Origin of the sequence: Pseudomonas sp. IT-P258, assembly GCF_949767825.1 — a bacterium.
Classification (GTDB): Bacteria; Pseudomonadota; Gammaproteobacteria; order Pseudomonadales; family Pseudomonadaceae; genus Aquipseudomonas; species Aquipseudomonas monachiensis.
In genome coordinates, this window is sequence record NZ_CATKPU010000019.1 from 12,973 (window position 1) to 37,033 (window position 24,061).

The following is a 24,061-nucleotide window of genomic DNA, read 5'->3' on the forward strand; positions in this document are numbered from 1 at the left end:
CACCAGCTTCGGCAGCAGCGATACAACGTTTTTCAAGGTTCATGACGGGAGGGAAAGCCAATGCCGCAGGATATTTCGTTCAGTGTTCGCAACAACAACGGTGACGCCGTGCGGGTCGGTGCCTGGCGCTATGCAGGCGACGGCAGCGGGCCAAACGTACACCTGCAGGCCGGCGTACATGCCGATGAAATCGCCGGGATGCTGGTCCTGCACCTGCTGATGCAACGGTTGCAAAACGCCGAGGCCCAGGGCCGGCTCAAAGGCAACATCACCGTGGTGCCCCAGGCCAATCCGCTGGGCATCGGGCAGTTTCGCCAAGGGCGGATCCTTGGCCGTTATCACGACGCCACCGGGCAAAACTTCAACCGCGCGTTCGACCAGTCGGCAGCCATGGAACGACCTTCGACCTGCGTCCAGCAATGGCAAAAGCAACTGGTGCAACTGGCTGCCCCGGCCGATGTGATGCTCGACCTGCACACCGATGACGAGGCCTTGCCGTACCTCTACGTGCACCGCAGCTTCTGGCCCCGTGGCCGCGAACTGGCGGCGGCGATGAAGATGGACGTGGCGATCATCTGGGATGACGGCGGCGATGGCTCCTTCGAGGAAACCATCATTGCCCCGTGGATACGCGACGGAGCCACTGCGGGGCGCATGGCGGCGACCCTGGAGTTGCGCGGGCAGGGCGATGTCAGCGACCGTTTTGCCGAGTCGGATGCCGAAGGGCTATACAACTGGCTGTGCGGTTGCGCTGTCATCGATGAATCAGTGGCGCCCACGGACTGGCCCGTCGAAGCCGTGGAAATGGGCCACATGGAAACCATCATCGCCCCGCAACCGGGCGTGCTGATCTTCGAAAAAGAGCTGGGGGATTTCGTCGAGGAAGGCCAGCGCTTTGCGCGGATTCTCGGACGCCCGGGCGACCCGTCCACCGAAGTGGTGCTGCACGCCGAACAAGCGGGACGCCTGGTGACGCGCTATCGCGATCGCCTGATCCCCCAGGGCATGGGCGTGGCGAAATTCACTGGTAGCCGGGTGTCGAGAAACTGGAGTGGCGGGTTGCTGGACCCGAACTAGAGATGGCCCAGCCAACATCAATCACACAAAACCTGTGGCGAGGGAGCTTGTCGGAACACTGCACCGTCCCGCTGGGTCGCGTAGCGGCCCCAGCTCTTCACCTGAAAAGCAGGGCCTGCTGCGCAGTCCAGCGGGAGCAAGCTCCCTCGCCACAAGGGCGGTGTTAGCTACAGAGTTAGCGTCTGCCAATGATTCAATGCGATGTATGTGTTGTTGCGCTAATTGAGCCTGCCGACATTTGTGGCGAGGGAGCTTGCTCCCGTTGGGCTGCGAAGCGGCCCCCCGCTTTTCTTCAGTCAGACGGTGCAGTCAGGTTTTGCGACGGCTTCGCCGCCGAGCGGGGGCAATGCCCCTCGCCACGGGGGTAGTGTTAGTCACAGATTCAGTGTTTATGCGGGCGGGTCGATTTGGTCCAGCACCCGATTCGCCGTGATCTCCGCCAACATCACACTGTTGGAAATCCCCAGCAGGGCATTGCGTGATCCGCCGTCCAGATGATCCACCAACTGATGCACCATCACATCGACCGAGGCCAGCGTTTCGACCAGATAAACCACCAGGGTTTCGGTCGTGGCTTCGGGGTCAACGGTAAACAGGTGGCTGGGTCTGCGCGGCGTGGCTTTGATGTCGGCAGTCGAGGGGAAGTGGAAGGCGAGCGCACGTTCGGCGGCCTCGTTGAGCGTTTTTGAATCGGGTTCGTACGGGGATGTCGGATCGGTGTCCGGCGGGTTGGGGGTGACTTTGAACATATGCTTGCTTCTCTGATTGGGTGCCAACCCTCTTGCTGCTAAACGAGAAGGAGGCAGCTGTGCGCAGGTTAGCAGACCGGGGAAGCTAGCAAAGCCGGCGCGCCCGAAGGCGCCCTGCGCACAGCCACCATCAAATGCAGGCATGGGAATACCTGACTGACAGGAGCATGTGCACCTTGCTTACAACCCCGGGCTGCTAAACCCGACCACTGATGGGCAGTGGCGTGGAAACGATAGAGACCAGGGGCAGGGCGCACAAGCCGGCGGATTCTGGCGTAACCGTAGGCAACGACGCAAGGTCTTGTAGCTCTCAGGAAATAACCTACAGCCTCTTTAAACAAGTGCTATTGCTCAGATGCAGACGCTCTGCGCGCGCCCCGTGATCAAGGCATGCTGAGGGTAACCAGATAGTCTCCGGAACGGATCGGTAAGCCTGCGTCATCCATCAACACAAACCGTTGATCGTAATATCGGCCTTCCCGACCACTGTCAGCGAGCAGTTTTACGTTGACGCTGGATTGACCGACAGCGCTCACACTGGCGGTTGGTGCGATGCTGTTTGCCTCAATCCCCATCGCACGACTCTGGGCAGGGCATTGGTAAAGTCCGAATGTGCCATCCGTCCCCACGCGTGACTGACAGCCCGGCTCGACAATGCTGCCTTGAAACCTGATGGTGCCCGGCGCCGCCAGGCACGCACCACTGAGGGCGAACAAAAGACTCAATCCCGCTGCCATACGTTTGCCGTTCATGCCTGACGCTCCTTGATTTGTAAGGTCTAGGTCGTCAACGAAGGGTAGTCGCTTGAGGCTTTTGTTGTATCGCCGTGTATCAAGGCACCACATCTTCGTACAGCCATACAAAACCAGCGCTTCACGGATACAGCCGGGATACACCACCGAGGCCAAATAGACCTGGCAAAGCGAGGTGCACAACGCACCCCGCAACCAGGTTTATCAACCCTTGTGGTACGACCAATAACGGTCCCGCCGCGCAAATGATCCGGAGTATCAACATGACTCGTATCCAGTCGAACAAAACCCGTATTGGCCTGCTCGCTGTTGCACTGGTCGGCGGTATCAACTTCACGTCCTTGGCGTTTTCCGCCGAGGCCTTGCCTCAGGGCTACCAACTGGCTTCCGCGGAAAAGACCAGCGAAGGCAAGTGTGGCGAAGGCAAGTGCGGTGCCGAAGCCAGCGCGCAAAAGACCCAGGCCGAGGGCAAGTGCGGTGAGGGCAAGTGCGGCGATGCATCTTTTGCGCGTACCGACGCCGATCATGACGGCCGCGTGTCGCTCAAGGAACTGCTGGCGGTGGCGCCCAAGGGCACTGAGGAATTCAAGGCGATGGACACCAACGGCGACGGCTTCCTTTCCGAAGGTGAGGTGTACAAGTTCCGCACCAACCAGTTCATCTCCAACGGCAAGAAAGTACCGACCGAGCTGTTCACCAAGTTGAGCCAGGCTAAAGACTGATTAGCCGCAAACAAAAAAACCTTCCTGCGGTGATGCGCAGGAAGGGTTTTTTGTGGGCAGTACTGTTTACTTTTTGTTTTTGCTTACTGCTTCTTGAATAACAGTAAGAGCAGAGCTGTTGTGGCAAGCAGCGCCCCCGTGAGGAAAGTGCTGTCTGCCCCCATGTTTTGCCAAAGCCAGCCCGCAAGTACGCTGGCGATCAGCATGCATACACCACTGACAAGATTAAAAATGCCGAAGGCCGTACCCTTGAGCTCCGTGGGAGCGTTATCGGCTACCAGCGAGGCAAGAATGCCTTGGCTGAATCCCATATGAAGCCCCCACAAGGCAATGCCAAACATCATCGTAATGACAGAGCTGGACTGAGCCAGCAGCAGATCCGCCAGGACGAGTAGTCCCATCCCCACACAGAGCAGTTTGGTGCGACGGATGCGGTCAGATAGCCAGCCGACAGGATAAGCGGACAACGTATAGAAAAGTGCCATCACCACCATCACCAGTGGAGTCCAGGTGATCGACAGGCCTGCCTGCTGTGCCCGCAATACCAGAAACGCCTCGCTGAAACGGGCGAGCGTAAACACCCCTCCAACAATGACGACCCACCAATACCCATAGGAGAAGTCACGCAGGACTCTCCAATGAATTGGAGATAGAAATTTTTGTGCACTGGGGCTGTGTGTGGGCTCTTTTACGCTTGTGACAATGAGAGCCACCGCCATCGCTGCCGGAACAACTGCAAACCACAGGACAAGCTCTATGTCTGCAAGCCATAACATGAGTACGATGGCCAGGGCAGGGCCAAGAACAGCCCCTACGGTATCCATTGACTGCCGCAGTCCAAAGCAGGCGCCACGAATTTCTGGTGGCGACACATCTGCGATTAGAGCATCTCGTGGTGCTCCACGAATGCCTTTGCCAATTCGATCCAGAAAGCGGGCGGTGAAGACCACTTCAACGGAATGAGCCAGAGGAAAAAGTGGTTTGGTCACAGCGGCTAAACCATACCCGAGCAACAGCAATCCTTTGCGCCGCCCCATATAGTCGCTGATAGCACCAGAAAATACCTTGACGAGCATGGCAGTCGACTCGGCAATACCCTCGATCACTCCGACGGCCAATGCACTCGCGCCCAATGTTGTAACCAAAAACACAGGCAGTAAACTGTGTACCAGCTCGGATGATAGATCCATGAATAGGCTGACAAAGCCAAGAGCCCAAATCGTGCGCGGAATACGAAAAAGCTCAGCGTTGGTGTTTGACCTTCCGCTACTCATATTTTCATCCTGTACTCATCGGCATCAAGACGAGACTGAAAAATCGGTTTAGTCGTGCGTGCAGGCGAACCAGGTTTGCGTCAGAGCGGCAAAAATCAATGGAGCTGCCGTTGCCTCTGTAGTTCCGTCTTCAACCAGGTGCTTGCCGGTTGTGCGCCTTCTGGACATCGCACCTCATAGGCGCGGCCAGTCATACTGCTTCTAGTGGCAGCAAGCTCGATGAAGTCTTCTGCACTGTTCACCCTATTCTTGCCTTCGAGATAATTCAGCTTCTTCTCCAGATGCGCCCGAGCCCGGGGACCTGGGAATTCGTCCCCATTACGCACAAACCGACATTCACTATGCTCGACAAAGTCCAGCAAGCCCTTTATCTCTTGTGTGGCTTGAGGTGTGGCTTGAGCCTGCGCATTGGTTACGATTGCGATAAGGCCGATACCAGCGGCCATCATCCATTGGCTGATGGGCCTGACCGCTGCTTTTATCCATATCCGCATGATTCATCCTCGTCCTGAAAGTGGAAGAACAGCCTTGAACCCCTGCCGGACAGGGTTGCGAGCATTTGAGCATTAAGTAAATACCAACAATGTCTGTTTGACGTCATTGCCCTTTGTAGCGGCGATGAGAAAAATAGCCCCCGTTTGAAACCAGGCAGCCACTACCGTCGGATACTGCTTGCCCCATGGCCCGCTTTCAAACGCATCCAGTGCCTGCTCGGCCGCTTCGGCGGTGACAGCCTGATAGATCGGTTTGAGCGCCTTGGCCAGTTCGCGACGCTTATCCCAAGCCGCGTAATCAAGACTGTTGCGGATCAGATGAACAATGCATGTTTGCAGTGTCGTTTCTGGAAATACGGCGCTGAGAGCTTCTGGCATGCCTTTAAGGCCATCGGTCACAGCAATCAACACGTCTTCGACGCCGCGTGTCTTGAGGTCGTTGAAAACCTTCATCCAGAATTTGGCCCCCTCGGTCGTTTCGATCCAGATGCCGAGAATATCGCGTGTTCCGTCAGGCAATACACCCAGGGCCAGGTAGATCGCCTTGTTGCGAACCAGCCCCTCTTCGCGGATTTTGACCCGCAGAGCATCGAAGAAAATAACCGGGTACATCGGCTCCAAAGGCCGCTGTTGCCATGCACCGATCTCTGCCATGACCTCGTCGGTTACAGAGCTGATGAAGTCGGGAGAAACGTCAGTACCGTACTGTTCGGAGAGAAACGCACGGATCTCTCTGACAGTCATTCCACGGGCATACATGGCGATGATCTTGTCGTCGAACCCGGTGTAACGGCGCTCGTGTTTGGGAATCGGAATGGGAGAAAAGCTGCCGTCCCGGTCGCGAGGAATATCCAGTCGGAGCGGGCCGTCGCCGGTTAAACCGTCTTGGCGCTTTTGCCATTGCGCTGGTTGGTTTCATCCTCTGGGCGCTGCGCGCCCGGCGGATAGCCCAGGTGGTGGCCGAGCTCAGCACTCAGGGCTCGCTCGATCAAAGCCTTCTTGAACGCCGCAGAGGCGTCCTCAATGGCTTCAGCGGTCATCGGTCCATCGCTGAATTGCTCAAGCAGCTCTTTCGGGATTTTCGGAAGCTCTCGCAACGCGGGTTTCTTTTTGGTTGGCATACATGCACCTCTTACTCATGTTATGCCCGAACACAAAATTTCTGACACCCCCCTAAGCCCGAATGCAATCACCTGACCAAATCCATCCAATCCCCCATCAAGCCTTAACCCACCGCTGCCGACTCCAACTACTCAACCCATCAACCGCAAACACCAACACCAACATCGCCAAAATCACCGTACTGGCCTGAGCCTCCTGAAACAGACTAAGGCTCACATAAAGCATCTGCCCCAACCCCCCAGCCCCAACAAAACCGAGCACGCTAGCCATGCGGATGTTGTTTTCCCAGCGGTACAGGATGTACGCCAACAGCTGCGGAAACAGGTTGGGCAGGGTGCCGTAGCAAAAGGCCCAGACCACATTACCGCCCTGCAAGCGAATGGCTTCAGCCGGTTGCGGCGGGGTGTTTTCCAGTGCTTCGGCGAACAATCGACCCAGCACCCCGGTGGTGTGCATGGCCAGTGCCAGGGTGCCGGCGTTGGGGCCGAGTCCGGCGGCGAGCACCATCAGCGCGGCCCACACCAGTTCGGGAATGGCGCGCAGGGCGTTCAGCACCAGGCGCGACGCACTCTGCAACGGCCAGCCGAAACGCCCGGCCGCCGGCAGTGCCAGCACCAGGCCGAATACCGCCGCGAGCAGGGTGCCGAGGGCCGACATGGCCATGGTTTCCACGGCGCCACGGCCGATGGCTTGCAGATGGCTGGCGCTCAGGTCGGGGCTGAGAAAACGCAGCACGTAGGCGCCCATCTGCTTCAGGTTGCCGCTGCCCGTCAGTTCGCCGAGGTCGATGCCCAGATAGCGGAATGAAGCGATGACCGCTGCGCCAATGCACAGGATCAGTAGCAGGTTGATCAGGCGATTCATGCGAACCTCCAGCGCAACAGGCGGCTGATTTGGTCGGCGAACAGCACCAGGACGAAAAAGGTCAGCAACATGCTCGCCACTTCACCGCCGGCGAACATGCGCAACGACAGGTCGATCTGCTGGCCCAGCCCGCCGGCACCGACGAAGCCCATCACCACCGAGGCGCGGATCGCGCACTCCCAGCGATATACGGTGTACGACAGCAACTCCGCCGCGACATTGGGCAGGATGCCGTAGCAGAACGCCGCCAACCGGCCGCTGCCGGCTTGCAGCAGCGAGTGGGCGGGACGCTGGTCGACGGACTCGAAGATTTCCGCGTAGACCTTGCCCAGCATGCCGCTGTAGGTGATGGCAATCGCCAGCACCCCGGCGGTCGGGCCAAGGCCGACGGCGCGCACGAACAGCAAGGCCCAGACGATTTCCGGCACGCTGCGCAGGAAGATCAGCAGCCCGCGCACCGGCCAGCGCAACAGTCGGCCCAAGGCGCTCGGGCGACCGCTGCGAGAGGCGGCGGACAACGACAGCGCCCGGCTGGCCAACAAGCTGGCGGGCACGGCCAACATCAAGGCCAGGGCCATGCCGGCGGTGGCGATGGCCAGGGTTTGCAGCGTGGCTTGCCACAGTAGCTGGAGGAACTCTTCGCCATGGGCCGGTGGCCAGAAGGCTGAGACAAACCGGCCCATCTCACTCTGGCTGTCGGCCTGGAGCAGCACACCCAGATCCAGTTCGCTGAAATGAATACCGGGCCACAGCAGGGCAAGCGCCAACAGACTGAGCAGCAGGCGGGGCAGGGTGGCCGGGTCTCGTGTATCGCGCGTCAGCATCGGGGAATCTGCAGGCTCAAGGGCGCCACCGGAACGGGCGGCGATAGCAATTGTTCGTTGGCGTAGAGCTTGTCGAGCAAATCGTGGTCGACGTCGCTGGCGGGAAGGTCGAACAGGACCTGACCTTCGCGCAAACCGATGATGCGTGAAAAGTGCGCCAGGGCCAGGTCCACCGCATGCAGGCTGGCGACCAGGGTCACCTTGTGTTCCCGGGCGTGGCGGCAGAGGATCGACAGGGTGTGCCCGGCCAGTACCGGGTCCATCGCCGACACCGGCTCATCGGCCAGCAGCACTTCGGGCGCCTGGTACAGCACCCGGGCAATGCCCACGCGCTGCAGTTGGCCGCCGGACAATTGCTGGCACTGGGCGAACAGCTTGTCTCCCAGGTCCAGTTTGGCCAGTGCCGCCCGCGCTCCGGGAACATCCACCGGATGCAGCAGGCTCAGCAGGCTTTTGGCAAAGCCCCACTGGCCCAGCTTTCCGGCCAGCACCGCCGTGACCACCCGTTGCCGCGGTGGCAGGGGTGGCGCCTGGTGCACCAGGCCGATGCGCGCCCGCAGCTGCTGACGCCGATGGGCCCCAAGCTGCCAGGCGTGCTCGCCGAGTACCTCGACCGCGCCGTTGTCCGGGCGCAGGGCGGTGGCCAGCACGTTGAGCAGGCTCGACTTGCCAGCGCCGGACGGACCGATGATCGCGACCTGCTCACCGGCAGCGATGTGCAGGTCGACCTCATGCAGCGCACGTACGCCGTTGCCGTGAGTCAGGCTGACCCGGTTCAGGTGCAAGGTCATTTCAGCAGGTCGGCAGCGCGCGCGGCTTCCTCGATGCCCTTGTAGTTCTCAGGCTTGGTCTCGATGAAACGGCTGGCGGCTTGCAGGTCCAGAATGGCCTTGTCTTCAGGTTTTGCCGGGTCGAGCGCGAGGAAGGCCACCTTGATCTTCTCGGCGAGGGCCGGGTCGAGGGTGCCGCGCACGGTCCAGTTGTAGTCGAAGTAGGCCGGCGTGGTGGCGAAGACCTTGACCTTGTCGGTGTCGACCTTGCCGGCCTTGACCAGTTTTTCCCAGACACTGGCATTGAGCACGCCGGCGTCCACTTTGCCAGCCTGAACCCAGGCGACGGTGGCGTCGTGGGCGCCGGAGTAACCGACACGGCTGAAGTAAGTTTCAGGCTTGATGCCGTCCTGCAGCATGAAATAGCGCGGCATCAAGCTGCCCGACGTCGACGAGACCGAACCGAAGGCGAACGACTTGCCCTTGAGGTCGGCCAGCGACTTGACGGCCGGGTCGGCGGTGATGAATTTGCTGGTGAACTGGGCGTCCTGCTCACGCTGTACCAGTGGAATGGCATTGCCGGTTTTCAGCCGCGCCTGCACGAAGGTGAAGCCGCCCAGCCAGGCCATGTCGATACGGTCTGTGGCCAGGGCCTCGACCACCGCCGGGTAGTCGGACACCGGTACGAACTCGACCTTCATGCCCAGTTGCTTCTCCAGGTACTCGCCCAGGGGCTTGAACTTGCGCTGCAATTCGGTGGGGGCTTCGTCGGGGATGGCGCTGACCTTGAGGGTGTCGGCGGCCTGTGCCAGCAGGGTGGAAAAGGACAGGGTCAGGCCGACGGCCAATGCCAGGGTACGTTTGAGCATGGAAGTTCTCCGGTTCAATAGCGGAAAAATGTCGATGCGCCCCGCACAAGCTGATTGCTGCACGACGCTTCGTGAGGGTAGACGAAAACGCCGCGATTATAGGGACTCCAGCGTACTTGACCAGCATGGTCTTCCAGCGCATGGAGAAGATGGGTGCAATGGCTCGTATAGATGAAGCCTTGAAAGATCGCAGCCTGCGGCAGCTCCTACATTGGGATGCACACCTTCTGTAGGAGCTGCCGCAGGCTGCGATCTTTTGACTTTGGTCCTCTCGCAAGCGTTACATCCTTGCCAACGCCTGTGCCAGATCCGCCCGCAAATCCTCCACATCCTCGACCCCCACCGACAACCGCACCAACCCATCACCAATCCCCAGTTCTGCGCGGGTATCGGGTGGGATGGTGGCGTGGGTCATGATCGCCGGGTGTTCGATCAGGCTTTCCACGCCGCCCAGGCTTTCGGCCAGGGCGAAGATCTGCACGCTTTCAAGGAAGCGTTTGGCGCCGGCCAGGTCGCTGTTGAGGTCGAGGGAGATCATCCCGCCGAAACCGCGCATTTGCCGTTGGGCCAGTTCGTGCTGCGGGTGCGACGGCAGGCCGGGGTAGTAGACCCGTGAGACTTGCGGTTGGCGCTCCAGCCACTGCGCCAGGTCCAGTGCGTTGCTGCAATGCCGTTCCATGCGCAGGGCCAGGGTCTTCACGCCGCGCAGGGTGAGGAAGGCATCGAACGGGCCGGCGATGGCGCCGACGGCGTTTTGCAGGAAGCCCAGGCGTTCGGCCAGTTCGGCGTTCTGCCCGACCACGGCGATGCCGCCGATCACGTCGGAGTGGCCGTTGAGGTACTTGGTGGTCGAGTGCAGCACGATGTCGAAACCCAGTTCCAGCGGGCGCTGGATCCACGGGCTGGCGAAGGTGTTGTCGGCCACGCAGATGATGCCGCGGGCGCGGCAGGTGCGGGCGATGGCGGCCAGGTCCGTGAGGCGCAACAGCGGATTGCTCGGTGTCTCGACCATGACCATGCGGGTGTCGTCTTGCAGGGAGGCCTCGAACGCCGCCAGGTCGGTCAGGTCGACGAAGCTGAAGCGGTGCCCGGCGCTGCGCTGGCGTACCTTGTCGAACAGGCGGAAGGTGCCGCCGTACAGGTCGTTGCCCGAGACGATGTGCGAGCCGGCGTCGAGCAGTTCGAGCACCGTGGAAATGGTCGCCAGCCCCGAGGCGAAGGCAAAGCCCCGGGTGCCGCCTTCAAGGTCGGCCACGCAGCGCTCCAGCGCCCAGCGCGTCGGGTTGTGCGAACGCCCGTAGTCCAGGCCCTTGTGCACCCCGGGGCTCTGTTGCAGGTAGGTGGAGTTGGCGTAGATCGGCGGCATCAACGCCCCGGTGGATGGGTCTGGCGCTTGCCCGGCGTGGATCACCCGGGTGGCGAAGCCCTGTGGCGGGGCGTTTTTGTCCTGTTGACTCATGGCAGGGATCTCCGCAAATGGTTGAGCATGTCGGTTCGGGTAATCAGGCCGTGGAAGCCCGAGGCATCCTGGATGATCGCCACCAGCCCACGGCCCAGCTCGGCTTCCAGCTCGGCCAGGGTGGCATCGGGGGACAGGGTTTGCAGTTTGTCGGTCATGGCGCTGGAGACGGCCTTGCGAAAGTGCGCAACGTCTTCGTGCACGCCCAGCAGGATGTCGGATTCGTCGATGACGCCGACCAGTTGTTTGCCGTTCACCAGCACTGGTAGCTGCGAGACATCCGCCAGGCGCATGCGTTGAAAAGCCGTCAGTAGCGTGTCATCCGGGCCGACGCTGATCACCCGGCCATCCTCGAAGCGCCGCGCGATCAGGTCGCGCAGGTCGCCGTAGTGCTTGCGTTGCAGCAGGCCCTGATCGTTCATCCACTGGTCGTTGTAGACCTTCGACAGGTAACGCGTCCCGGTGTCGCAGACGAAGCTCACCACCCGTTTCGGCTGGGTCTGTTCGCGGCAGTAACGCAACGCCGCCGCCAGCAAGGTGCCGGTCGACGAGCCACCGAGAATACCTTCGGCACGCAGCAGTTGGCGGGCATGGTCGAAGCTTTCTTCGTCGCTGATCGAATAGGCGTGGCGCACGCTCGACAGATCGGCAATCGACGGAATGAAGTCTTCGCCAATGCCTTCCACCGCCCAGGAACCGGGGGTGGGGAGGGTGCCGCCGCGGCTGTATTCAGCCATCACCGAACCCACCGGGTCGGCCAGGACCATTTCCAGGTCCGGCTGCACCCGTTTGAAGAAGCGGGTCAGGCCGGTGAGGGTGCCGGCCGAACCGACGCCGACGACGATGGCGTCCACATCATGCTGGGTTTGCGCCCAGATCTCCGGCGCGGTGCTGCATTCGTGGGCCAGCGGGTTGGCCGGGTTGTTGAACTGGTCGGCGAAGAACGCATCGGGAATTTCCGCCGCCAGCCGCGCAGCGACGTCCTGGTAGTACTCGGGATGGCCCTTGCCGACGTCGGAGCGGGTTATGTGCACCTCGGCGCCCATGGCCTTGAGGTGCAAGACCTTCTCGGTGGACATCTTGTCCGGCACCACCAGCACCACGCGGTAGCCCTTGGCGCGACCGACCAGGGCCAGGCCCAGGCCAGTGTTGCCGGCGGTGGCTTCGACGATGGTGCCGCCGGGCCTGAGGCGACCATCGCGTTCGGCGGTATCGATCATGGCCAGACCGATGCGGTCCTTGATCGAGCCGCCGGGGTTCTGGGATTCGAGTTTGAGAAACAGGGTGCAGGGGCCGGTATCGAAACGGCTGACGCGCACCAGAGGTGTATTGCCGATCAGTTCGAGCACGGCAGGACGGGAATTGTCGGGCATGTCATCACTCCTTGCGTAAATCCGCACTGGATGGACAGCAATCCGCGCCGGGTCTTCGCGCCGGTCGCGGGCAATGCATCGCTTGGACCATAGGCCGGGATCGGGTCGACCGCAACCTTGCACGGCCAGTCGGTCACCTCGACGCTTTTTCCTCGCCAGCGACCACAAAAAACATAATTTCGCTATTTCCCGGCTCCGAACAGAATGCGGCCAACACCCTGACACCGATAGCCGAAGCAGAAGAACAACAGTGATCAGAATCGAGGCGGCAGCCATGACCGACCTGAATCAAACCACCTTTCAGAAGTGCACAGCCATGACAGTTGATAAAACCGCAATTGATACGCTTGTTGTTGGCGCCGGCCAGGCCGGTGTGGCCATGAGCGAACACCTGAGCAAGCTCGGTGTGCCTCACCTCGTAGTGGAGCGCAATCGTATCGCCGAAGCCTGGCGCACCGGTCGCTGGGATTCGCTGGTAGCCAACGGCCCTGCCTGGCACGACCGTTTCCCGGGGCTGGAATTCGACGGTCTGGACCCGGATGCCTTCGCCGGTAAAGAGCAAGTGGCTGCGTACTTCGAAGCCTATGCCAAGAAGTTCAACGCGCCGATCCGTACCGGCGTGGATGTGAAGAAAGTCGAACGTAACATCGACCGTCCCGGTTTCACCGTTGAAACTTCCGACGGCGTGATCGAAGCCCGGCATGTGGTGGTCGCCACCGGTCCGTTCCAGCGTCCGGCAATCCCGCCGATTGCCCCCGAAATCGCCGGCATCACCCAGATTCACTCCGCCCAGTACTACAACCCGCAGCAACTGGCCGAAGGCGCGGTGCTGGTGGTGGGCGCCGGCTCCTCGGGGGTGCAGATCGCCGATGAACTGCAACGTTCCGGCAAGCAGGTCTACCTGTCGGTAGGCGCCCACGATCGTCCGCCCCGTGCCTATCGCAACCGTGATTTCTGCTGGTGGCTGGGGGTGCTGGGCGAGTGGGATGCCGAAGCCATGCAGCCCGGTAAAGAGCACGTGACCATCGCCGTGAGCGGTGCCCGTGGCGGCCACACCGTGGACTTCCGCCGCCTGGCTCACCAGGGCATGACCCTGGTCGGCCTGACCCAGGCGTTCAACGGCGCTGTGGTGAGTTTCGAGAATAACCTCGCCGACAACATCCAGCGTGGCGATGAAAACTACCTGGCGCTGCTCGACAAGGCCGACGCCTACATCGAACGCAACGGCCTGGACCTGCCGCTGGAACCCGAAGCCCGGGCCATGCTGGCGGACCCGGACTGCGTGACGAATCCAATCCTGGAGCTGGACCTGCTCAAGGCCGGCGTCACCACCATCATCTGGGCCACCGGTTACTCCACCGATTACAGCTGGCTGAAGGTCGATGCCTTCAAGGAAAACGGCAAACCCCTGCACCAGCGCGGCGTGTCGGCCGAGCCCGGGGTGTATTTCGTCGGGTTGCCTTGGCAGTCCCGTCGCGGCTCCGCGTTTATCTGGGGCGTCTGGCACGACGCCAAGCACATCGCCGATCACATCGTTAAACAGCACACCTATCTCAACTACCGGGATGCGACCCAGCGTCAAGCCGAAGCCGCCCGTGCACCTCTTCAGAAAGCCAGCCTCATGGGAGTTCGTTAATGCCTACTCATACCCGCATCCGCATGTTCAACACCAAAGACACCTACCCGAACCAGACGCTGGACAACGATTTGTGCCAGGCCGTGCGTGCCGGCAACACCGTGTATGTGCGTGGTCAGGTCGGCACCGATTTCAACGGTCAATTGGTAGGCCTCGGTGATCCGCGTGCCCAGGCCGAGCAGGCCATGCGCAACGTCAAGCAACTGCTCGAAGAGGCGGGCAGCGACCTGAGCCACATCGTCAAGACCACCACCTACCTGATCGACCCGCGCTACCGCGAGCCGGTGTACCAGGAGGTCGGCAAGTGGCTCAAGGGCGTGTTCCCGATTTCCACTGGCCTGGTGGTCAGCGCCCTCGGCCAGCCGCAGTGGCTGATGGAAATCGACGTGATCGCTGTCATCCCGGAATAAGGAGTTCGTCATGACTTTTTCCATCGTGGGTCGCTGCGCCGAGACCGGTCAGCTGGGCATTGCCATCAGCTCTTCGAGCATTGCCGTCGGCGCGCGCTGCCCGTGGCTGCGTGCCGGTGTCGGTGCGGTGTCGAGCCAGAACATCACGCTGCCGGCCCTCGGCCCGCAGATCCTCGATGAACTGGCAGGCGGCTCGGCGCCGCCCCAGGCGCTGGACCACTCGTTGACCCGCAACGGCTACAGCCAGTATCGGCAGGTGGCGGTGGTCGATGCCCATGGGCGCACGGCGGTGTTCAGCGGCAACCATGCCCTGGGCATCAATAATGCGGTGGCCGGTGACCAATGCGTGGCGGCCGGTAACCTTCTGGCCAACAGTGGGGTGATCGAGGCCATGGTCGCGGCGTTCGAAAACAGCGAAGGCTGCCTCGCCACCCGGCTGATGAGCGCGTTGCAGGCCGGGCAGGATGCCGGTGGCGAAGCCGGCGCGGTGCACTCGGCGGCGCTGTCGGTGGTGGGTGACCTGACCTGGCCGATGGTCGACCTGCGGGTGGATTGGGCGGATGAAAACCCGATCGGCGAGCTGGGCAAACTGTGGGCGGCCTACGAGCCGCAACTTCAGGATTATCTGACCCGTGCCCTCAATCCGACCCTGGCCCCCGCCTATGGAGTGCCCGGCGATGAGTGAGTTGCGCAGCCGCGCCATGCTCGCGCGATTGATCGGGTTCGCCACGGTCAGCCGCGATTCGAACCTGGAGCTGATCGAGTTCGTGCGTGACTATCTGCACGAACTGGGCGTGGATTGCGAACTGATCTACAACGCCGAGCGAACCAAGGCCAATCTGTTAGCCACGGTCGGCCCGCGTGTGGCCGGCGGCATCGTGCTGTCCGGGCACACCGACGTGGTGCCGGTGGACGGCCAGGCCTGGACGTTCGAGCCATTCAGCCTGAGCGAGGCGAATGGCAAGCTTTACGGCCGTGGCACCGCGGACATGAAGGGCTATCTGGCTTCGGTGCTGGCGGCGGTGCCGATGTTTCTCTCCAGCCCTTTGAAGCGCCCGGTGCATTTGGCGTTTTCCTATGACGAAGAGGTCGGCTGCCTTGGTGTGCGCGGTTTGCTGGAAGTGCTGCCCCAGCGCATCCCGGCTCCGGCCTTGTGCCTGATCGGCGAGCCGACCGAACTCAAGCCGGTGCTCGGCCACAAAGGCAAGCTGGCGATGCGTTGCCACGTACGCGGTGCCGCTTGCCATTCGGCCTACGCGCCTTACGGGGTCAATGCCATCGAGCAGGCCGCGCGCCTGATCGGTCGGCTGGGCGACATCGGTGCCACCCTGGCCCGGCCAACTTTGCACGACAAGCGCTTCGATCCGGCGTTCTCGACCGTGCAGGTCGGGGTGATCCAGGGCGGTACGGCGTTGAACATCGTGCCAGCGGACTGCCGTTTCGATTTCGAGATCCGCGCCTTGCCCGACTTCGCCCCGCAAGTGGTCGTCGACGAACTGCAGGACTACGCCGAGCAGACGCTGCTGCCGGCCATGCAGGCCGTGGACACCGATACCGCTATCCGCTTTGAAAAAATTTCCGCCTACCCCGGCCTTGCGACACCCGTCGACAGCGCGGCGGCCCGGCTGATTGCCCAACTGTGCGGCAGCGACGCGTTCAGCACCGTGGCCTTTGGCACCGAAGGCGGGCTGTTCGATCAGGCCGGCATTCCTTCGGTGGTCTGCGGTCCCGGCAGCATGGACCAGGGGCACAAGCCCGATGAATTTGTCAGCGTTGTCCAGATGGCGGCCTGTGACCGCTTGATGGATCGCCTGGCGGCTTACTTGAGTGAATCCGAACACCCATAACAACAACGGGCCGACAAGCCCCGAGGAAGCGATCCATGTCCAGATCCTTGCGTTGCAGTGTTCCGTTTGCCCTGGCGTTGCTCAGTGCCAGTGTGTGGGCGGCCCCCCAGGACCTCACCGTGATTTCCTTCGGCGGTGCTACCAAACAGGCCCAGGATAAGGCCTATTTCCAGCCCTTCAACGCCAGTGGCGCGGGCAACATCATCGCCGGTGAGTACAACGGCGAGCTGTCGAAGATCAAGGCCATGGTCTCCGCCGGTCACACCAGTTGGGACGTGGTAGAAGTCGAAAGCCCCGAGCTGCTGCGCGGCTGCGAGGAGGGTCTGTTCGAGAAGCTCGATCAAGGACGTTTCGGTGACTCGGCGAACTTTGTGCCCGGTGCGCTGACCGAGTGCGGGGTGGCCACTTACGTCTGGTCGATGGTCATGGCCTACGACCAGAGCAAGCAGGCCAAGGCGCCGCAGTCCTGGGCAGACTTCTGGAACGTCGCCGACTTCCCGGGCAAGCGCGGCCTGCGCAAGAGCGCCAAGTACACCCTGGAAATCGCCTTGCTGGCCGACGGGGTCAAGGCGGACGATGTGTACAAGGTCTTGAACACCCCGCAAGGCGTGACGCGGGCCTTTGCCAAGCTCGACCAGATCAAGCCGAACATCCAGTGGTGGGAGGCGGGCGCCCAGCCAGCGCAATGGCTGGTGGCCGGGGACGTGGTGATGAGCGCCGCCTACAACGGCCGGATCGCCTCGGCGCAGAAGGAAGGCATGAAGCTGAGCATCGTCTGGCCGCAGAGCCTGTACGACCCGGAATACTGGGCGGTGGTCAAAGGCACGCCGAACAAGGCATTGGCGGAAAATTTCATTGCATTTGCCAGCCAGCCGCAGACGCAAAAAGTCTTCTCCGAAACCATCCCCTACGGGCCGGTGCATCGCCAGACCCTGCCATTGCTGCCCAAGGCCGTGCAGGAGCAACTGCCGACCGCCGAGGCCAACCTGGCCGGTGCGCGGGCCGTGGACGCGGAGTTCTGGGTCGACCATGGCGAAGAGCTTGAACAGCGCTTCAATGCCTGGGCTGCGCGGTAACACAGACACCGCATAACCCCTGTGGGAGCGGGCTTGCTCGCGAAAGCGGTATTTCAGTCACATCGATGCTGGATGTGCGGCCGCCTTCGCGAGCAAGCCCGCTCCCACAAAAAAGCCGGGTGCAATACTTCGGGTGTGCCGGGTTGAAATGATTGTGTAAATCGGGATGGTCGTTTGCCGGGCGTATCGCTATGCTCAGCGAGTTTGCCAAACGCCAATGATAACAATCACAGTGAAACCATGAGCCAATCAGACACGCGAGCGACTGTTCTAGCGCTGTATCCGGAAGACTCCCGCGAGGCCGCGGCATTGCTCAAGCAGGCAGTGCCGCTGATGGTTCGTCACAACATTCCGCCCAACCCGGTGCATTACGCGCTCTGGTACACCTACAGCAAGGGCCAGGAGCCGGAGCTCAACCGGCAACTGGACCGGGTGGTCAACGACTTTGACTATTTTCCGCCGGAGTCCGCCACCAAGCTGTTTCGCGAGTACATCATCCGCGATGAACTGGCGGATGCCCGCTCCGGGCAGCAGGATGCGATCAACCTGGTCGACGACATGGAGCGCGATGTGTCGCGCAGCGTGCAAGGCAACCAGAACTTCCAGGCCAGCCTTGGCCAATACCTGCAGATGCTCGAAGAACCCGCCGACGAGCGCTTGCCGAGCATCCTGATCCAGCTGCAACAAAGCACTCGGCTGATGCAGGGGCAGCAGGAGCATTTCCTCGCCCAGTTGCAGTCGGCGCAGCATGAAATCAAAAGCCTGCGGGACAAACTCGAACGCGCCCAACTGGCGGCGACCCTCGATGGCCTGACCGAATTGCTCAACCGCTCCACTTTCAACCGCCAGCTTGAACAGGCCATGGGCAACGTGGCGACAGGTGTGGCGCTGGTGATGCTGGATATCGATCACTTCAAGCAGTTCAACGACCAGTACGGCCATCCCTTGGGTGACCGCGTGCTGCAGCATGTCGCCCGGGTGTTGCGCGATTCGCTGCCCGAAGAAGCGTTCGCGGCGCGTTATGGCGGCGAGGAGTTCTGCGTGGTGCTCAAGGATTGCCCGGATATGGCGGCCGCGGGCGCTTTTGCCGAGCGCCTGCGCCTGAAAATCCAGTCGCTGCGGGTCAAGGCCCGGGGCACCGACACGGTGCTGGACACCATCACCGCATCGTTTGGCGTGGCCCATGCGCAAACTGGCGACACACCGGAAAGCCTGCTGACCCGCGCCGACGATGCGCTGTACCAGGCCAAGCGCAACGGGCGCAATCAGGTGCGTCAGCAGCCTGACGTAGCGGTCGGGGCCGTTTAGCCGAGGATGAAGTAGACCTTGCGCACCGTCGTGAGGTTTTCCCAGGTGCCGTTGAATCCGCTGGCGACCACGAAGGAATCACCGGGGCCGAACGTGCGCGCGACGCCCTCGGCATCGGTCAGGCGCACGCTGCCTTCAAGGATGTGACACAACTCGTCGTAATCGCACTGACAGCGCTCGCGGTGCGGTCCCGCCTCCCAGATGCCGGCCACGGCGTTTTTTCCGGGCTGCACAAAGTGCCGCCAACTCTTGCTGCGGTAAGGCGCGTCAACCACGGCCGGGTCGTTGATTTCAGTTTCACGGGGAGCAAGGTCGCTGGCGAAGTCGATGACGTGCCGGGGCAGGGCTGTGGACATGGTGGTCTCCGGATCAGGAATCGAAACCGATGCCAACGGCATCGAAGGTCTTGAGCAGCAGGTCGCGGTGACCGTCGCGGTCTTCGCGCGCCAGTGAGCGCTGGGCCAGTTTCACGCCGACATAACGCAAGGGTTCGGGCGGAAAGCGGAACGGCGCCTTGGACGTCATCAGCAGTTCGGTACGTTCGGTGCGCTCGCCGGCCAGCAGGTCGAGCATGTTCAGCGCGGCGAAGCGGCTGGCGGACACCCCTTGCCCGGTGAAGCCCAAGGCATAGGCGACGCGGCCCTGGTGCTCGCATCCGGTGAACATCGTGGTGCGTGCGGAGGTGTCGATGATGCCGCCCCAGGCATGGCTGAAACGCATATCGCCCAGGGCCGGGAAGGTCTGTTGGAATTGTTCGGCCAGGCGCTGGAAGCTTTGCGGGCGCTGGGTCAGGGCTTCGTCGCGGCGCCCGCCGAAATGGTAGATGGCATCAAAGCCGGCCCAGAGAATGCGGTTGTCGGCGGTCTTGCGCAGGTAGTGGAACTGATTGCCGGCGTCGGCGATGCCGTAGCGGCCGGTCCAGCCGATGGCGGCCAGTTGTGCATCGTTCAGCGGCTCAGTGACCAGCGAGTAGTCGTAGACCGGGATCACGCTCGATGCCAGATGACCGAGCAGTGGCGGGGCGATGTTGGTGGCGAGGGCGATTTTTCCGGCGGTCACTTCGCCGCTTTCTGTACGCAGGCGCAGGTTGTCTTTGTCCGCGCTCAGTTGCAGGACCGGGCTGTTTTCGAACAGTTGAATGCCTTGCTCAAGGCAAATGCGGCGCAGTTCAGCGGCCATTTTCGCCGGGTTGAGCAGGGCGTAATTGGGCTCGAACAGGCCGGCCGCATACGCCGGTGAATCAAGTTTCTGTGCCAGATCGCTGCCTTCCAGCCACTGGCAGTCGATGTTGAACCGCGCATGGTTGCGCTGCATCGAGCGCAGCCCGTCGACCTGCCACGGCTGGCTGGCGACGTTGAGTTTGCCCTGGCGTTCGAACTCTACGTGCATGCCGAAGCGTTGCAGGTCGGCGGCCAGTTCGTCGAGGTTCTGCCGGCCGAGGCGGATCAGTTGCTCTGCTTCATTCGGCCAGCGCTTGAGGGCGTTGGAGACGCCATGGGAAATGCTCGGCGCGCAGAAACCACCATTGCGCCCACTGGCCTCACCGCCACAGCGTCGTGCCTCGATGATCGCGATGCTCAGCCCGGGGTTGCGTTGGCGCGCCAATAGCGCGGTCCACAATCCGGTAAAGCCACCACCGACCACCACCAGATCGAACTGCATGGACCCGCTGACGGCGGGCGCGGCGGGCGGTGGGGTAACGGTGTCCTGCCAAAAGGGGTGAGGCAGGGCACGGTCAAGCGCATCGAGACGCGATGGGACATTCATGCTGAAACTCCGGCGGTGTGTCGGGCAGCGACGATTGCGTTCGGTTGCCCGACGGTTTTTGTTGTTTTGGCTAGAGGTCTGGCAGCGCAAGAATCGCGCGGGCGGCAATGTCGGTGCCGCGGGTCGCTTGCATGCGCTCGCTGAACGATTTGAGGCGTTGTTTCATCGCTTGGTCGGCCAGCAGCTGTTCGAGGGCGGCGGGCAGGGCGGCCAGGGGATCGGCAAAGCGCGGCAGGTAGCGGCCGACGCCGACTTCCTCGGCGCGGGCGGCGTTGTCGTGGCCGTCCCAGCAATAGGGAATGATCAGCGACGGCAAGCCGAAATACAGCGCTTCACAGAAGCTGTTGTTGCCGCCGTGGTGGATGAACAACTGACATTCCTTGAGCACCGCCGGCTGGGCAAACCAGCTGTCGAGGTACACGTTGTCCGGCACGGTGGTGTACATGTCGCGGTAGGCGCCGACGTTGACCAGGAAGCGGTACGGCAAGGTTTCGATAGTGCTGATCAGGCGCTTCATCATTCCGGTGTCGGCGGCGCCAAGGCTACCGAAGCTGAGGTAGATCAGCGGCGCGTCGTTGTGCCGTGGAAAGTCCGGGACGATGTACGGCGCTTCGCGGCGTACGCAACCGTCGAGGTACACGTAGCGCTGCGGGTCCAGCGCTTGCTGGCGCGCATAGCGCACTGGCGTCGGTGACAGCAGCAGGTTCAGCCATGGCGAGTCAGTGAGGAACTGCCCCGCTGGGCACGGCGCGGTGCCGTTGCCGAGGAGAAATTGCGAAAAGCGTTCATGGGCCGGTGCGACAGCCTTCAGGTACTGCTCGGTGTAGCGTTCGCAGGCCTGGGGGTCGCTGGCCAGGCACCCGGACAGGTACGGTGGAACGTTGGCATCCGGCAGTTCGGTTTCGGCGCAGGACACCACTCGCACCCAGGGGCAACCGGCGTTGGCGATGGCCGGGAACATCACCACGTTGTCGAGCACGATCACGTCGGGCTTGAGGCGGCCGAGCAACTGCTGCAAGGGTTTTTCCGCTTCGATCGCGGTGTCGATGATGGCTTCCCAGGCCGGCGCCACGTAGCTGTCGATCTGTGCCAGCGGGGTCTGGTCGAAGTAGGGAATGCTGCGCTCGATGAAGCGCTCCCAGTAGTGCTGGTGTTCCGCCGCCGACAACGGGCTCGCTTGCGGAATCGGGTATTCGTCGAAACCGTATTCGGCGAACAGCCCCTGGAAATGTTCATGGCAGATGAACACCGGCCTGGCGCCCAGTTCACGCAGCGACTGAGCGATACCAATGCAGTTCAAGGCCGCGCCGAAACTGGCTTCGGGAAACAGGGCGATCAGTTTTTGTTTTTGCATGGCGAGGGACTGTCCATGGCGGGTCAGACCCGCCGCTCCTGAAGGTGTTTTTGATGCTGTCTTATTTTCAAAAAAAAATCATCATGTTTTTTGCAAGCCGGTTAGCGACGCCCGAACAGATGACTTTGCGGGATGCCACGGTTGGCGGTTTGCGGGCGTTGCGCGGCGCTCAGGCGCAGGTGCAGGCGCAGCAGGTCGGCGGCGATCTCCATCTGCCCGCGTTCGATCTGCGCGATGATCTGCAGGTGTTCGCGCAGGGCCTCTTGCAGGCGGTGCACGCTCACCGAGGGCAGCAGGTTCGGCAGGCGCCGCAGGCCCTGATGCTGGAGCAGGGCGTCGCTGATGAAGCGGTTGCCGCAGCTCTGGGCCAGCAGTTCGTGGAAGCTGATGTCCAGTTCGCGAAACTGTTGGATATCGAAATCTTCCACGGGGCGGGCGAGCAGGCTTTGGGTGGCGCTGCGCAACAGCGCCAGGCGTTGCGGGTCGGCGTTGAAGCTCGGGCTGAGCAACGCTTCGGGTTCGAGAATCAGGCGGAATTTCAGGCTTTCTTCGAGGGCGGCCAGGCTGTTCAGTGACGGGCGAAACAGCCAGGACTGGCCGGGGCCGCGCTCGATGGCCTGGTTTTCGCTCAGTTGCTGCAGGGCCTTTTGCGCCGCCGGCCGGCCGATGTCGTAGCGGCGCATCAGTTCGCTGATGCTGATGCTGTCGCCCAGGCGCCCGGCCATGCGGTCGCGCAGCACCGAGGCGGCCAGTTCTTCTTCTTCGGCCTGGGGCAGGGCGGCGTTGAAGGTCTGGCCGGCCGGGGGGGGCAGCAGGGTGTAACCCTTGCCCGCTTCATGGCTCAGCAGGTTTTCTTCGAGCAGCACTTTCAGCGCGCCGCGAATCAGCGTGCGCGAGACCTGGAAGGTCCGGGCCAGGGCCTGTTCGGCCACCGGGTCACCGGCCACCAGGCCGCTTTCCTGGGTGTGCTCGAGGATGCGCCGGGCCAGTTCCAGGTGATTGGTGCGCGGTTTTTTTTCGGCTGTCGTGCTCAAGCGTGTTTTCTCGTTGTGATCCGCTGTCGGACTCAGGTGCTCATCTTATGTCATGCGCCGGCGAAGCGTCAGGCCGTAAAAAAAGCGTTGACATCTTTTGATGCTGGTCCTAATTTCTAAAAAAAAACACAAACAATCGTTTCTCGTTTTGCCGTACTGCCTTCGAACACAACAATAAACAATCGTCGGGTGAGTATTTATGAGCAAGCTGAATGATCTTCTGTGCGTGGGATTGGCCGTTTCCCTGGCGATCGCTTCACAGGCTGCAAGTGCGAAAGATATGGTGATTTCCATCTGGGACGGCTACATGGCCCCGGATGCGCTGGAGAAGTTCAAGGCTGCCAGCGGTGTGGACGTCGACAAGGCGCTGCACGCCACCAACGAAGAAATCATGGGCAAGCTGATGGCCTCCGGTGGTGAAGGGTACGACGTGGTGTTCGTCTCCTCGCCTTTCGCCGAAGTCCTGCACAAACAGGGGCTGCTGGCGGACATCGATCCGGTCAAGGTCCCCAACCTGAAAAACCTCTACCCCGAAGCCACGCACCTGGAGTATGACCAGGGCAACCGGTTCTCCGTGCCTTACACTTGGGGCACTACCGGCATCTGCTACCGCTCCGACAAGGTGACGCCGGCGCCACAGAGCTGGAACGAGCTGCTCAATCCGAGCGATGCGCTCAAGGGCAAAGTGACGATGCTCGCCACCGACCGCTGGATGCTCGGCGCCGGTTTCCTCGCCAAGGGCTGGTCGGTCAACGACAGCGACCCCGCGCAAATCGCCGCGGTTCGCGATCAACTGATCGCCACCAAGAAACGCATTCTCTCCTTCGACGACACCACCTTCTACTCCAAGCTGGCCTCCGGCGAATCGCTGATGGCCCACGCCTGGGACGGCTGGTGCAACTACGGCACCCAGGCCAACGCGGCGATCAAGTTCGTGGTGCCCAAGGAAGGTTCCGACCTGTGGGTGGACACCATGGTCGTGTTGAAAAGCTCGAAGCACCAGGACGAAGCCTTCAAGTTCATCAACTTCATGCTGGCCAGGGAAAACCACGCCTGGGTCGCTGAAAACATCCTCTACAAAGTTCCCAACCAGGCGGCCATGGCCGGGTTGTCCGCTGACTTGCTCAAGCAATACCCCAACCTGACCATCGCCCCCGCCGAGCTGCTGAAAATGGAGCAATTGCGCGATCTGGGTGGCACCACGCAAAAGGCCTACACCCGCGCCGTCACCGAAATCATGGCGGCGCAGAACTAACGCCACGTCGATCCGAGGCATGCCC

General features: G+C 61.8%; 23 protein-coding genes and 1 pseudogene. 9 read left to right on the forward strand and 15 right to left on the reverse strand.

The window, feature by feature from the left end; all coding sequences use genetic code 11:
• Positions 1-60: 60 nt before the first annotated feature.
• Positions 61-1,077, forward strand: a complete 1,017-nt coding sequence (locus tag ACM6G4_RS06600) for a succinylglutamate desuccinylase/aspartoacylase domain-containing protein (protein ID WP_056727399.1) — start codon at positions 61-63, stop codon at positions 1,075-1,077.
• Between the two features lie 389 nt (positions 1,078-1,466).
• On the opposite strand, the gene ACM6G4_RS06605 is transcribed toward ACM6G4_RS06600, so the two are convergent.
• Positions 1,467-1,826, reverse strand: coding sequence for a DUF6124 family protein (locus ACM6G4_RS06605; RefSeq protein WP_409078707.1), 360 nt, complete (start codon positions 1,824-1,826; stop codon positions 1,467-1,469).
• A 383-nt stretch (positions 1,827-2,209) separates the two neighbouring features.
• The gene (locus ACM6G4_RS06610; protein WP_414913307.1) at positions 2,210-2,578 is read right to left on the reverse strand and encodes a type 1 fimbrial protein; all 369 of its coding nucleotides are present in this window, start codon (positions 2,576-2,578) and stop codon (positions 2,210-2,212) included.
• Between the two features lie 263 nt (positions 2,579-2,841).
• On the opposite strand from ACM6G4_RS06610, the gene ACM6G4_RS06615 reads away from it, so the two are divergent.
• Entirely contained in the window at positions 2,842-3,300 is a 459-nt protein-coding gene (locus ACM6G4_RS06615) for a hypothetical protein (protein ID WP_414913308.1), read from the forward strand.
• A gap of 83 nt (positions 3,301-3,383) precedes the next feature.
• Here the strand turns inward: ACM6G4_RS06615 and ACM6G4_RS06620 are convergent, their stop codons facing one another.
• The 9 genes and pseudogenes from ACM6G4_RS06620 to ACM6G4_RS06660 form a co-directional block, all read right to left on the reverse strand.
• Positions 3,384-4,574, reverse strand: a complete 1,191-nt coding sequence (locus ACM6G4_RS06620; RefSeq protein WP_414913309.1) for an MFS transporter — start codon at positions 4,572-4,574, stop codon at positions 3,384-3,386.
• 95 nt (positions 4,575-4,669) lie between these two features.
• A complete protein-coding gene (locus tag ACM6G4_RS06625) occupies positions 4,670-5,068 on the reverse strand; it encodes a DUF5329 domain-containing protein (protein WP_414913310.1) in 399 nt (132 codons plus the stop codon).
• A gap of 150 nt (positions 5,069-5,218) precedes the next feature.
• A pseudogene (locus ACM6G4_RS06630) lies at positions 5,219-6,189 on the reverse strand (IS256 family transposase); the annotation flags it as partial.
• Positions 6,190-6,286: 97 nt separating this feature from the next.
• Complete coding sequence (gene phnE, locus ACM6G4_RS06635) at positions 6,287-7,054, reverse strand: phosphonate ABC transporter, permease protein PhnE (RefSeq protein WP_414913311.1); 768 nt, start codon at positions 7,052-7,054, stop codon at positions 6,287-6,289.
• Complete coding sequence (locus ACM6G4_RS06640) at positions 7,051-7,878, reverse strand: PhnE/PtxC family ABC transporter permease (protein ID WP_414913312.1); 828 nt, start codon at positions 7,876-7,878, stop codon at positions 7,051-7,053. Before ACM6G4_RS06640 ends, phnE begins: the two co-directional genes overlap by 4 nt.
• Positions 7,872-8,669, reverse strand: coding sequence for a phosphonate ABC transporter ATP-binding protein (locus tag ACM6G4_RS06645; protein ID WP_056727380.1), 798 nt, complete (start codon positions 8,667-8,669; stop codon positions 7,872-7,874). Before ACM6G4_RS06645 ends, ACM6G4_RS06640 begins: the two co-directional genes overlap by 7 nt.
• Positions 8,666-9,517, reverse strand: a complete 852-nt coding sequence (locus tag ACM6G4_RS06650) for a putative selenate ABC transporter substrate-binding protein (RefSeq protein ID WP_056727378.1) — start codon at positions 9,515-9,517, stop codon at positions 8,666-8,668. The genes ACM6G4_RS06645 and ACM6G4_RS06650 overlap by 4 nt, the downstream gene beginning before the upstream one ends.
• A gap of 280 nt (positions 9,518-9,797) precedes the next feature.
• Positions 9,798-10,976, reverse strand: a complete 1,179-nt coding sequence (locus ACM6G4_RS06655; RefSeq protein WP_414913313.1) for a trans-sulfuration enzyme family protein — start codon at positions 10,974-10,976, stop codon at positions 9,798-9,800.
• Complete coding sequence (locus tag ACM6G4_RS06660; protein WP_056727372.1) at positions 10,973-12,349, reverse strand: pyridoxal-phosphate dependent enzyme; 1,377 nt, start codon at positions 12,347-12,349, stop codon at positions 10,973-10,975. The genes ACM6G4_RS06655 and ACM6G4_RS06660 overlap by 4 nt, the downstream gene beginning before the upstream one ends.
• 274 nt (positions 12,350-12,623) lie before the next feature.
• On the opposite strand from ACM6G4_RS06660, the gene ACM6G4_RS06665 reads away from it, so the two are divergent.
• The 6 genes from ACM6G4_RS06665 (at position 12,624) to ACM6G4_RS06690 (ending at position 18,626) form a co-directional block, all read left to right on the forward strand.
• Positions 12,624-13,985: a flavin-containing monooxygenase gene (locus tag ACM6G4_RS06665; RefSeq protein ID WP_414913314.1), complete on the forward strand. Its 1,362-nt coding sequence runs from the start codon at positions 12,624-12,626 to the stop codon at positions 13,983-13,985.
• Entirely contained in the window at positions 13,985-14,395 is a 411-nt protein-coding gene (locus ACM6G4_RS06670) for a RidA family protein (RefSeq protein ID WP_003201555.1), read from the forward strand. Before ACM6G4_RS06665 ends, ACM6G4_RS06670 begins: the two co-directional genes overlap by 1 nt.
• A 10-nt stretch (positions 14,396-14,405) precedes the next feature.
• Positions 14,406-15,080 carry a DUF1028 domain-containing protein gene (locus tag ACM6G4_RS06675; RefSeq protein ID WP_414913315.1) on the forward strand — a complete coding sequence of 225 codons (675 nt, stop codon included), beginning with the start codon at positions 14,406-14,408 and terminating at the stop codon, positions 15,078-15,080.
• On the forward strand, positions 15,073-16,242 hold the full coding sequence (gene argE, locus ACM6G4_RS06680) for an acetylornithine deacetylase (RefSeq protein ID WP_414913316.1): 1,170 nt from the start codon (positions 15,073-15,075) through the stop codon (positions 16,240-16,242). Before ACM6G4_RS06675 ends, argE begins: the two co-directional genes overlap by 8 nt.
• Before the next feature lie 35 nt (positions 16,243-16,277).
• Positions 16,278-17,318, forward strand: coding sequence for an ABC transporter substrate-binding protein (locus ACM6G4_RS06685; RefSeq protein WP_056727367.1), 1,041 nt, complete (start codon positions 16,278-16,280; stop codon positions 17,316-17,318).
• A gap of 240 nt (positions 17,319-17,558) precedes the next feature.
• The gene (locus ACM6G4_RS06690) at positions 17,559-18,626 is read left to right on the forward strand and encodes a GGDEF domain-containing protein (RefSeq protein WP_056727364.1); all 1,068 of its coding nucleotides are present in this window, start codon (positions 17,559-17,561) and stop codon (positions 18,624-18,626) included.
• Here the strand turns inward: ACM6G4_RS06690 and ACM6G4_RS06695 are convergent.
• The 4 genes from ACM6G4_RS06695 to ACM6G4_RS06710 all read right to left on the reverse strand — a co-directional run bounded on the left by ACM6G4_RS06695 (position 18,623) and on the right by ACM6G4_RS06710 (position 22,781).
• A complete protein-coding gene (locus ACM6G4_RS06695) occupies positions 18,623-18,982 on the reverse strand; it encodes a cupin domain-containing protein (RefSeq protein ID WP_056727362.1) in 360 nt (119 codons plus the stop codon). The two genes, ACM6G4_RS06690 and ACM6G4_RS06695, sit on opposite strands and share 4 nt — an antisense overlap.
• Before the next feature lie 13 nt (positions 18,983-18,995).
• Positions 18,996-20,393 (reverse strand): NAD(P)/FAD-dependent oxidoreductase, encoded by a 1,398-nt coding sequence (locus tag ACM6G4_RS06700; protein WP_414913317.1) that lies wholly within the window; start codon positions 20,391-20,393, stop codon positions 18,996-18,998.
• Positions 20,394-20,463: 70 nt separating this feature from the next.
• Entirely contained in the window at positions 20,464-21,747 is a 1,284-nt protein-coding gene (locus ACM6G4_RS06705) for a nucleotide disphospho-sugar-binding domain-containing protein (protein WP_223541798.1), read from the reverse strand.
• A 101-nt stretch (positions 21,748-21,848) separates the two neighbouring features.
• Positions 21,849-22,781, reverse strand: a complete 933-nt coding sequence (locus ACM6G4_RS06710; protein WP_414913318.1) for an FCD domain-containing protein — start codon at positions 22,779-22,781, stop codon at positions 21,849-21,851.
• 199 nt (positions 22,782-22,980) lie between these two features.
• Here ACM6G4_RS06710 and ACM6G4_RS06715 point away from each other — a divergent pair, with 199 nt between their 5' ends.
• Positions 22,981-24,036, forward strand: coding sequence for a spermidine/putrescine ABC transporter substrate-binding protein (locus tag ACM6G4_RS06715; RefSeq protein WP_056727355.1), 1,056 nt, complete (start codon positions 22,981-22,983; stop codon positions 24,034-24,036).
• The last annotated feature ends 25 nt before the right edge of the window (positions 24,037-24,061 follow it).